Raw genomic sequence first — 9,119 nt, 5'->3', positions numbered from 1 at the left:
GGCGCCTCCCTGACCGAGGCCGAGGTCCGCTGGCTCATCGACCACGAATTCGCCCGCGCCGCAGACGATATCCTCTGGCGAAGAACAAAGCTGGGATTGCGGCTGGACGCAGAACAGGCCGCGGCGTTGCAGGACTTCATCCAAGGCCCCCGGGGCGAACGGCGGGAGAGCGCCCATGCGGGCTGAACGGGACAAGCGAATGGGGGCCGGATGGCACTGGAACTGAGCGGGGTCGAGAAAACCGTGGCGGGGCGGCCCCACATTCACCGCACCGACCTGAGGCTGGAAAAGGGCACGATGAACGTGCTGCTGGGCGCCACGCTGTCGGGCAAGACCACGCTGATGCGGCTGATGGCCGGGCTGGAGGCGCCCAGTGTCGGCCGGATCCTGTGGGACGGCCGCGACGTGACCGGGATGCGGGTGCAGGACCGCAATGTCGCGATGGTTTACCAGCAGTTCATCAACTACCCTTCGATGAGCGTCTACGACAACATCGCCTCTCCGTTGATGCTGACCCGCCGGCCGCGCGCCGAGATCGACCGCGCGGTGCGCGCCACCGCCGAGATGCTGCAGCTGACGCCGCTGCTGCAACGCCGGCCGCTGGAATTGTCGGGCGGCCAGCAACAGCGCTGCGCCCTGGCCCGGGCGCTGGTCAAGGGCGCCGGGCTGGTGCTGCTGGACGAGCCTCTGGCGAACCTCGACTACAAGCTGCGCGAGGAATTGCGCCAGGAGATCCCGAAGATCTTCGAGGCCTCGGGGGCGATCTTCGTCTATGCCACCACCGAACCCGAAGAGGCGCTGCTGCTGGGCGGCCGCACCGCCACGCTCTGGCAGGGACGGGTGACCCAGTTCGGCCCCACCCCGGATGTCTATCGCCGGCCCAAGGACGCGATCACGGCGCGGGTGTTTTCCGACCCGCCGATGAACTTTCTGGAGGTGGTCAAGACCGGCGGCCGCCTGCGCTTCGCCGATCCAACGCACGGCGGGGGCGCGGGCGGCGGCGGGGGCGCGGACCAGCTGGTCTTTGCCGCGATGGCCGGGCTGGCGGACGGCCCCTATACGCTGGGTTTTCGCGCCAACCACCTGCGGCTGTCCGATCCCGGCCCCGGCGCGCTGCGCTTCGCGACCCGCGTCGCGGTGACCGAGATCACCGGATCCGAGACCTTCGTCCACCTCGATCACGGCCCCAGCCGCTGGGTGGCGCTGGTGCATGGCGTGCGCGACCTCGCCCCGGGCGCCGCGCAGCCCGCCTTCGTCGATCCGGCGCAGGTCTATGCCTTCGGCCCCGATGGCGCGCTGGCCGCCACCGCGGCCTATGCCACCGCCGCCTGAGGAGAAGCGCATGGCCAAGATCACACTCGACGCGCTCGCCCATTCCTACCTGCCCCACCCGAAGGCAGACCGCGACTATGCGCTCAAGCAGCTCAACCACGTCTGGGCCGACGGCGAGGCCTATGCCCTGCTGGGTGCCTCGGGCTGCGGCAAGACCACGCTGCTGAACATCATCTCGGGGCTGCTGACGCCGTCGCGGGGGCGGATCCTGTTCAACGACCGCGACGTGACCCAGACCTCGACGGCCGAGCGCAACATCGCCCAGGTGTTCCAGTTCCCGGTGGTCTACGACACCATGACGGTGCGCGCGAACCTGGCCTTTCCGCTGAAGAACCGCGGCGCCCCGGCGGCCTATGTGGCCCAGCGCGTGCAGCAGATCGCGCGGATGATCGGGCTGGAGGACATGCTGGAGCGCAAGGCGCGCGGGCTGACGGCGGATGCCAAGCAAAAGATCAGCCTGGGCCGCGGCATGGTGCGCGAGGATGTCAACGCGATCCTCTTCGATGAGCCGCTGACCGTCATCGACCCGCAGATGAAATGGGAATTGCGCACCCAGCTGCGGGCGCTGCACCGCGAATTCGGGCATACGATGATCTATGTCACCCACGACCAGACCGAGGCCCTGACCTTCGCCGACAAGGTGGTGGTCATGCATGACGGCCGCGTGGTGCAGATCGGCACCCCGCAGGAGCTGTTCGAAACCCCCGAACATACCTTCGTGGGCTATTTCATCGGCTCGCCGGGGATGAACCTGCTGCCCGCCACCGTCGCCGGCGACGAGGCCCGCGTCGGAGACAGCCGGGTGGCCCTGGGGGCCCGCTACGGCGCGCTGTCGGGCAAGGTCGAGATCGGCGTGCGGCCGGAATTCCTGCGCCTGAACGGGGTCGGCGCGGGCCTGCCGGTGCAGGTGATCCGCATCGAGGACGTGGGCCGCCACAAGATCGTGCGCGCCCGCCTTGACGGGCACGAGATCAACATCGTCGCCCCCGAGGGCGACCAGATCGCCCCCGGTGCGGCCCATGTCGAGGCCGATCCGAGGCGGGTGAATGTCTATGTCGACGACTGGCGCGTTCAGGGGGAGGCTGCGTGATGAACAAGAACGTCAATCAAAAGGCCTGGTTTCTGGTGCTGCCGGTGCTGTTGCTGGTGGCATTCTCGGCGGTGGTCCCGCTGATGACGGTGGTCAACTACTCGGTGCAGGACACCTTCGGCAACAACGCCTTCTTCTGGAACGGCATCGCGTGGTTTTCCGACACGCTGCATTCGCCGCGGGTCTGGGGTTCGCTCGGGCGGCAGACGATCTTCACCGCGATCATTCTGGCGATCCAGGTGCCGCTGGGGATCTTCGTGGCGCTGAACATGCCCAAGCGCGGCGCCTGGGCCACGATCTGCCTGGTGCTGATGGCGCTGCCGCTGCTGATCCCGTGGAACGTGGTCGGCACGATCTGGCAGATCTTCGGGCGGGTCGATATCGGGCTTCTGGGCTACACGCTGTTTCACCTGGGGATCGACTACAACTATACCCAGGGCTTCTATTCGGCCTGGGCCACGGTCGTGGTGATGGATGTCTGGCACTGGACCTCGCTGGTGGCGCTTCTGTGCTATGCGGGGCTTCAGTCGATCCCGCAGGCCTATTATCAGGCCGCGCGGATCGACCAGGCCAGCCGCTGGAAGGTGTTTCGCTATATCGAGCTGCCGAAGATGCGCGGCGTGCTGACCATCGCGATCCTGCTGCGCTTCATGGACAGCTTCAAGATCTATACCGAGCCCTTCGTGCTGACCGGCGGCGGGCCCGGCAATTCCACCACCTTCCTGTCGATCGATCTGGTGAAGATGGCGCTGGGACAGTTCGATCTGGGGCCCGCCGCGGCCTTCTCGCTGATGTATTTCCTGATCATCCTGCTGGTCTCGTGGGTGTTCTACACGGTGATGATGCAGATCGACAAAGACGACGCGCAGGAGGGCAAGTGATGGCCCGGACCAAGGCAAAATCCCGCGCGATCAACGGCTCGGCCGTGGTCATGACGCTTTATCTGCTGTTCCTGCTGGTGCCGATCTACTGGCTGGTGGTGATGAGCCTGAAGACGAACGAGGAAATCCTGTCGTCGTTCTCGCTGTGGCCGCGGCAGGTGTCGCTGGCCAATTACGCCAAGATCTTCACCGATCCCTCCTGGTACATGGGCTATGTGAATTCGCTGATCTATGTGGTCGAGAACACGGTGATCTCGATCGCGGTGGCGCTGCCGGCGGCCTATGCCTTCAGCCGCTACAGCTTTCTTGGCGACAAGCACCTGTTCTTCTGGCTGCTCACCAACCGCATGGCGCCGCCGGCGGTCTTCGCGCTGCCGTTCTTCCAGCTGTATTCCTCGGTCGGGCTGTTCGACACCCATATCGCCGTGGCGCTGGCGCATACGCTGTTCAACGTGCCGCTGGCGGTCTGGATCCTGGAAGGCTTCATGTCCGGCGTGCCCAAGGAAATCGACGAGACCGCCTATGTCGACGGCTATTCCTTCCCGCGCTTCTTCATCCGTATCTTCATGCCGCTGATCGCCAGCGGGATCGGCGTCGCGGCGTTTTTCTGCTTCATGTTCTCCTGGGTCGAGTTGCTGCTGTCGCGCACCCTGACCAGCGTCGACGCCAAGCCGATCGCGGCGGTGATGACACGCACGGTGTCGGCCTCGGGGATGGATTGGGGCCTGCTGTCGGCGGCGGGGGTGCTGACCATCGTGCCCGGCGCGCTGGTGATCTATTTCGTGCGCAACTACATCGCCAAGGGCTTCGCCCTGGGGAGGGTGTGATGACCGCCTCGCGCAACTTTCGCATCCTCGTGGCCGCCTGCCTGCTGGTGCTGGCCGCGGTCGCCAGCTTCATCTTCTGGGCCGCACCGGTCAGGGACGGCGCGATCAGCTGGACCGCGCCGATGATCGCCCGGGGCTGGATGGCCTGGACGCTGGCGACGGCGGTGTTCTTCTGGCTGATCGCGGCGCTGCTGGTCGCCTTCACCCTGATCGGCATCGGCTGCCCCGAGGTTCCGCGCACCGGCATCCTGCGGATCGAGACCACCCGCGGCGACCGGCTGTTCATCTCTTTGCTGGGCGCGGGCTTCATCAATCTGATCTGGCTTGGACTGGTGGGCAGCCACCAGCCCTGGGCGCTGATCGTCTGTCTTCTCTACGCGCTGGCGGTGTTTCGCTGGGTGTAGGGCCTCGGGACGGCCTGCATCGGACAGGAGTGCGGGCCACCTCAACTTGATCCTGTCGACTTGGGAGGAATGACATGAAACTCGCTTTGAGAGCGACAACGGCGGTCGCGCTGGCGCTTGGCCTTTCGGCCCCGCCAGCCTTCGCCGACATGAAGGCCGCGAACGAGTTCCTCGATCAGGTAATCGGCGGGGTCTCGACCCTTGGCCGCCCGGATCAGGAAAAGGAGATGCAGTGGTTCGTCGACGCGGCCAAGCCCTATCAGGGGATGGAGATCCACGTCGTGTCGGAATCGCTGACCACGCATGCCTTTGAATCGAAGGTGCTGGCGCCGTGGTTCAGCAAGATCACCGGCATCAAGGTGATCCATGACGTGATCCAGGAAGGCGATGTGGTCGAGAAGATCCAGACCCAGATGCAGACCGGGGAAAACATCTACGACGCCTATGTCAACGATTCCGATTTCATCGGCACCCATTGGCGCTATGGCCAGGTGCGCAACCTGACCGACTGGATGAAGGGCGACGGCAAGGCGGTGACCAACCCCGACCTCGACCTGAAGGATTTCATCGGCCTCAGCTTTACCACCGGGCCGGACGGCAAGCTGTACCAGCTGCCCGATCAGCAATTCGCCAACCTCTACTGGTTCCGCTACGATTGGTTCACCGACCCCAAGACCAAGGCCGATTTCAAGAAGGAATACGGCTACGACCTGGGCGTGCCGGTCAACTGGTCGGCCTATGAGGACATCGCCAAGTTCTTCACCGGCCGCGACATGTCCTATATCGGCGGGCCGAAGAAGGTCTATGGCAACATGGACTACGGCAAGAAGGACCCCTCGCTTGGCTGGCGCTTCACCGATGCCTGGCTGTCGATGGCCGGCGAAGGCGACAAGGGCCTGCCCAACGGCAAGCCGGTGGACGAATGGGGCATCCGCGTCAACGACAAGGATCAGCCGGTGGGATCCTGCGTCGATCGCGGCGGCGCCACCAACGGCCCGGCCGCCGTCTACGCGGTGCAGAAATACATCGACTGGCTGAAGAACTACGCCCCGCCCTCGGCCGAGGGCATGACCTTCTCCGAGGCCGGGCCGGTGCCCGCGCAGGGCGAGATCGCGCAACAGGCCTTCTGGTACACGGCCTTCACCGCCGACATGGTGAAGAAGGGCCTGCCGGTGGTCAACGACGACGGCACGCCCAAGTGGCGCATGGCGCCCTCGCCGCATGGCTCCTACTGGGAGAAGGGGATGAAGCTTGGCTACCAGGATGTTGGGTCCTGGACGCTGATGAAATCGACCCCGCTGAAGCGCGCCCAGGCCGCCTGGCTCTATGCCCAGTTCGTGACCTCGAAGACGGTGGACGTGAAGAAAAGCCAAACCGGCCTGACCTTCATCCGCAACTCCACCATCCACGACAAAAGCTTCACCGACCGCGCCCCGAACCTGGGCGGCCTGATCGAGTTCTACCGCTCGCCGGCCCGCGTGCAATGGACGCCGACGGGCACCAACGTGCCGGATTATCCGAAGCTTGCGCAGTTGTGGTGGCAGAATATCGGCGACGCTTCTTCGGGTGCCAAGTCGGTGCAGGCGGCGATGGATTCGCTCTGCGCCGCGCAGGAAAAGGTGATGGAGCGCATCCAGCGCTCGGGCATCCAGGGCGACAAGGGCCCGCGGATGGCCGACAAGCACGACCTCGCCTGGTGGCACAAGTATTCGGTCGAGCACGGCTCTCAATCGCCCAAGCTGAAGCTGGCGGACGAGCGCGAAAAGCCCGTGACCGTCGATTACGACACGCTGATCAAGTCCTGGAACGAGTGATCCTCACCCCCGGGGACCGGAAGGGCGGCGTCGCGGCGCCGCCCTTCTTGCTGCCCGCCCCACGCGCCGCCCCACCCGCCGCCCCGCCCGGCGCCCTCCTCCCCTTCATCTTGGTCCAAATACTCCGGGGGGTCGCAGGGGGGCCCGCCCCCCTTCCGCGCAAAGACTTGCGCGCCACGCGCGCGCGATTGAATTCCCCTCATCTCGATGATGAGAAGATTTCACCCCCCGTCCCGTTGGCGCGCAACACGCACGGGCCTAGAAAGAGACACCCGCCCTGCCCCAAGTCGCCTATCGCGCGGAACATGTCGAAAACCGGCGACGGGCGCGGCAGGTGGGGCTTTAGGAAGAGCGCTAGGGAATCAGGAACCATTCAATGCCCGACGTCACCATCGTTTCATGGCGCGACATCCCGGCCCAGGTCATCGTGGGCAAGGGCCGGCGCGGCGCGAAGAAGCCGCTGCCCGAGCGCTTCGAGCAGGCGATCGACCGCTGCGCGATGAAGGTCGGCGCGCGCGATACCGATGCCTATCTGGCCGAATGGCGCAAATCCGCCCCCTACGAGGTCGCGGGCGACCCCGAAGAGATCCTTGCCGCGGAGCTTGCCCGCATCGAGGCCGAATACGACACCGCGCGCCTCAAGGCGCTGATCGCCAACGACGGCTGGGCGTGACCCCCACCCCCACCCGCAATCTCAGGGAGGCTTCCATGGCTTTGCTCAACTTCCGCCGCCCAGCCGACGCCCAGCCCGGCGCGCCCGTCTCCCCCGAGGTCGAGGCCTTCCTGAAAGGCTTCTCGATCGAGGTGATGCCGCGCACCGCCGACAAGGTCGAGGATTTCCGCGATCTGCTGCCCGACGGCACCCGCGTCTACATCGCCCATATCGAGGGCACCGCGATCGAGGACATGGTGGCCACCGCCCGGCGCCTGGCGAAGGGCGGCTTCCAGGTGATGCCGCACTTCCCCGCGCGCGTGATCAGGGACCGCGCCGAGCTGGCCGACTGGATCGCGCGCTACCGCGGCGAGGCCGGGGTCGAACAGGCGCTGCTGCTGGGTGGCGGCGTCGCGAAACCGGCGGGTGACTTCGACAATTCCATGCAGCTGATCGAGACCGGCCTGTTCGACGGCTTCACCCGCCTGCATATCGCCGGCCACCCCGAGGGCAACCGCGACATCGACCTCGACGGCGGCGATCGCAACGTCATGGCGGCGCTGCGCTGGAAACAGGCCTTCGCGGAACGCAGCGACGCCAGGATGGCGATCGCCACCCAGTTCGCGTTCGACGCCGCGCCCGTCATCGCCTGGGCCGACCGTCTGGCCGCCGAGGGCATCGACCTGCCCATCCATATCGGCGTGGCGGGCCCGGCGAAGCTGCAGACGCTGATCAAGTTCGCCATCGCCTGCGGTGTCGGTCCCTCGTTGAAAGTGCTGCAAAAGCGCGCCAAGGACGTGACGAAGCTGCTGTTGCCTTTCGAACCCGACGCCTTCATCGCCGATCTCGCCGCCCACAAGGCGCGGAACCCGGGCTTCGGCATCGAGGCCGTGCATTTCTTTCCGTTGGGCGGTATCAAGACCAACGCCACCTGGACCAAAGATCGCGCCGGCGCCTCGGGCGTTCCCGCGAACCAAGCCTGAGGAAGCCCATGAGCACCCGTACCGTTCTCGAATCCAAGTCCAAGACCGTCGTCATCGGCTTTGACGAACCCTTCTGCGTGATCGGCGAACGCATCAACCCCACCGGCCGCAAGAAGCTGGCGGCCGAGCTGGAGCAGGGCAATTTCGAGACCGTCGAGCGCGACGCGCGCGAACAGGTCGCCTGCGGCGCGACGGTGCTGGATGTGAACTCGGGCGCGGTGTTCTCGAACAAGATGGCCGAGGATCCGCGCTATGCCGACAACAACTTCGTCGAACCGCCCTTGATGCGCGAACTTTGCGCCCGGGTGCAGGCGGTGGTGGACGTGCCGATCTGCATCGACAGCTCTGTCCCCGAGGCGCTGGAAGCCGGGCTTTCGGTCTGCGAGGGCCGGCCGCTGGTGAACTCGGTCACCGGCGAGGAGGAGCGGCTGGAAAAGGTGCTGCCGCTGATCGCCAAGTACAAGGTGCCGGTGGTGGCGATCTCGAACGACGACACCGGGATCTCGGACGATCCCGACGTGCGCTTCGAGGTGGCGAAGAAGATCGTCCAGCGGGCGGCCGATTTCGGCATTCCGGCCTATGATATCGTCGTCGATCCGCTGGTGATGCCGGTCGGCGCCAAGGCCACCGCCGGGCTGCAGGTCTTCGCGCTGGTCAAGCGCCTGCGCGAGGAGCTGGGCGTGAACACCACCTGCGGGGCGTCGAACATCTCCTTCGGGCTGCCGAACCGGCATGGGATCAACGCGGCCTTCCTGCCGATGGCGATTGCCGCCGGGATGACCAGCGCGATCATGAACCCGATCCGCAAGGCCGAGATGGAGGCGATCCGTGCCGCCAACTTCCTGATGGACCATGACGCCAACGGCAACGACTGGATCCGCTTCGCCCGCGTGGCCGAGGCTGTGGACAATGGCGCCAGCTTTGCCGAGGCCTCGGCCGCCTCGGCGGCGGCGGGTGGCGGGCGGGGCCGGTCCGGCGGCCGCGCAGGGCGCCGCGCCCGGGGCTGATATCGACCGGCAGGGTCCTGGCCCCCGCGCCCCCCCGGTATTTGTCAAAGTAGTTGTCGCGTGCTCGTAGTTTTAAGCTGCGTTTTCGACGGGCTTTGCCATGGGGCCTCCTTCGCCAGCTTTGTTGAT

The 9,119-nt window shown here is 66.0% G+C and carries 10 protein-coding genes; all 10 read left to right on the top strand.

What is annotated here, in order from left to right:
* Window positions 1–186: glycerol-3-phosphate dehydrogenase C-terminal domain-containing protein (locus BLV97_RS20035; RefSeq protein ID WP_280138227.1), on the top strand; the 186-nt coding region annotated here is incomplete at its 5' end.
* 24 nt (window positions 187–210) lie between these two features.
* The gene (locus tag BLV97_RS20030) at window positions 211–1,332 is read left to right on the top strand and encodes an ABC transporter ATP-binding protein (RefSeq protein WP_035841052.1); all 1,122 of its coding nucleotides are present in this window, start codon (window positions 211–213) and stop codon (window positions 1,330–1,332) included.
* 10 nt (window positions 1,333–1,342) lie between these two features.
* Window positions 1,343–2,422: an ABC transporter ATP-binding protein gene (locus tag BLV97_RS20025; RefSeq protein WP_035841049.1), complete on the top strand. Its 1,080-nt coding sequence runs from the start codon at window positions 1,343–1,345 to the stop codon at window positions 2,420–2,422.
* Window positions 2,422–3,303, top strand: coding sequence for a carbohydrate ABC transporter permease (locus BLV97_RS20020; protein WP_035841047.1), 882 nt, complete (start codon window positions 2,422–2,424; stop codon window positions 3,301–3,303). Before BLV97_RS20025 ends, BLV97_RS20020 begins: the two co-directional genes overlap by 1 nt.
* Window positions 3,303–4,130, top strand: a complete 828-nt coding sequence (locus tag BLV97_RS20015; protein ID WP_035841045.1) for a carbohydrate ABC transporter permease — start codon at window positions 3,303–3,305, stop codon at window positions 4,128–4,130. Before BLV97_RS20020 ends, BLV97_RS20015 begins: the two co-directional genes overlap by 1 nt.
* Window positions 4,131–4,270: 140 nt before the next feature.
* Window positions 4,271–4,534: a DUF2160 domain-containing protein gene (locus tag BLV97_RS20010; RefSeq protein ID WP_035841057.1), complete on the top strand. Its 264-nt coding sequence runs from the start codon at window positions 4,271–4,273 to the stop codon at window positions 4,532–4,534.
* A gap of 74 nt (window positions 4,535–4,608) precedes the next feature.
* Window positions 4,609–6,348, top strand: coding sequence for an ABC transporter substrate-binding protein (locus tag BLV97_RS20005; RefSeq protein ID WP_035841042.1), 1,740 nt, complete (start codon window positions 4,609–4,611; stop codon window positions 6,346–6,348).
* A gap of 376 nt (window positions 6,349–6,724) precedes the next feature.
* On the top strand, window positions 6,725–7,021 hold the full coding sequence (locus BLV97_RS20000) for a virulence factor (protein WP_035841040.1): 297 nt from the start codon (window positions 6,725–6,727) through the stop codon (window positions 7,019–7,021).
* A gap of 35 nt (window positions 7,022–7,056) precedes the next feature.
* A complete protein-coding gene (locus BLV97_RS19995) occupies window positions 7,057–7,983 on the top strand; it encodes a methylenetetrahydrofolate reductase (protein ID WP_035841037.1) in 927 nt (308 codons plus the stop codon).
* A gap of 8 nt (window positions 7,984–7,991) precedes the next feature.
* Entirely contained in the window at window positions 7,992–8,990 is a 999-nt protein-coding gene (locus BLV97_RS19990; protein WP_035841034.1) for a methyltetrahydrofolate cobalamin methyltransferase, read from the top strand.
* The last annotated feature ends 129 nt before the right edge of the window (window positions 8,991–9,119 follow it).

Source organism: Allgaiera indica (assembly GCF_900106675.1).
Lineage (GTDB): Bacteria > Pseudomonadota > Alphaproteobacteria > Rhodobacterales > Rhodobacteraceae > Acidimangrovimonas > Acidimangrovimonas indica.
Note: the sequence above shows the minus strand (reverse complement) of the source record. Positions and strands in the feature narration are given on the sequence as shown.

Bases quoted from the DNA above. Each gene is read 5' to 3' on its own strand.
- BLV97_RS20015 (WP_035841045.1), top strand. From the start codon at position 3,303: ATGGCCCGGACCAAGGCAAAATCCCGCGCGATCAACGGCTCGGCCGTG.
- BLV97_RS20025 (WP_035841049.1), top strand. From the start codon at position 1,343: ATGGCCAAGATCACACTCGACGCGCTCGCCCATTCCTACCTGCCCCAC.
- BLV97_RS19990 (WP_035841034.1), top strand. From the start codon at position 7,992: ATGAGCACCCGTACCGTTCTCGAATCCAAGTCCAAGACCGTCGTCATC.
- BLV97_RS20010 (WP_035841057.1), top strand. From the start codon at position 4,271: ATGGCCTGGACGCTGGCGACGGCGGTGTTCTTCTGGCTGATCGCGGCG.
- BLV97_RS20005 (WP_035841042.1), top strand. From the start codon at position 4,609: ATGAAACTCGCTTTGAGAGCGACAACGGCGGTCGCGCTGGCGCTTGGC.
- BLV97_RS20000 (WP_035841040.1), top strand. From the start codon at position 6,725: ATGCCCGACGTCACCATCGTTTCATGGCGCGACATCCCGGCCCAGGTC.
- BLV97_RS20020 (WP_035841047.1), top strand. From the start codon at position 2,422: ATGAACAAGAACGTCAATCAAAAGGCCTGGTTTCTGGTGCTGCCGGTG.
- BLV97_RS20030 (WP_035841052.1), top strand. From the start codon at position 211: ATGGCACTGGAACTGAGCGGGGTCGAGAAAACCGTGGCGGGGCGGCCC.
- BLV97_RS19995 (WP_035841037.1), top strand. From the start codon at position 7,057: ATGGCTTTGCTCAACTTCCGCCGCCCAGCCGACGCCCAGCCCGGCGCG.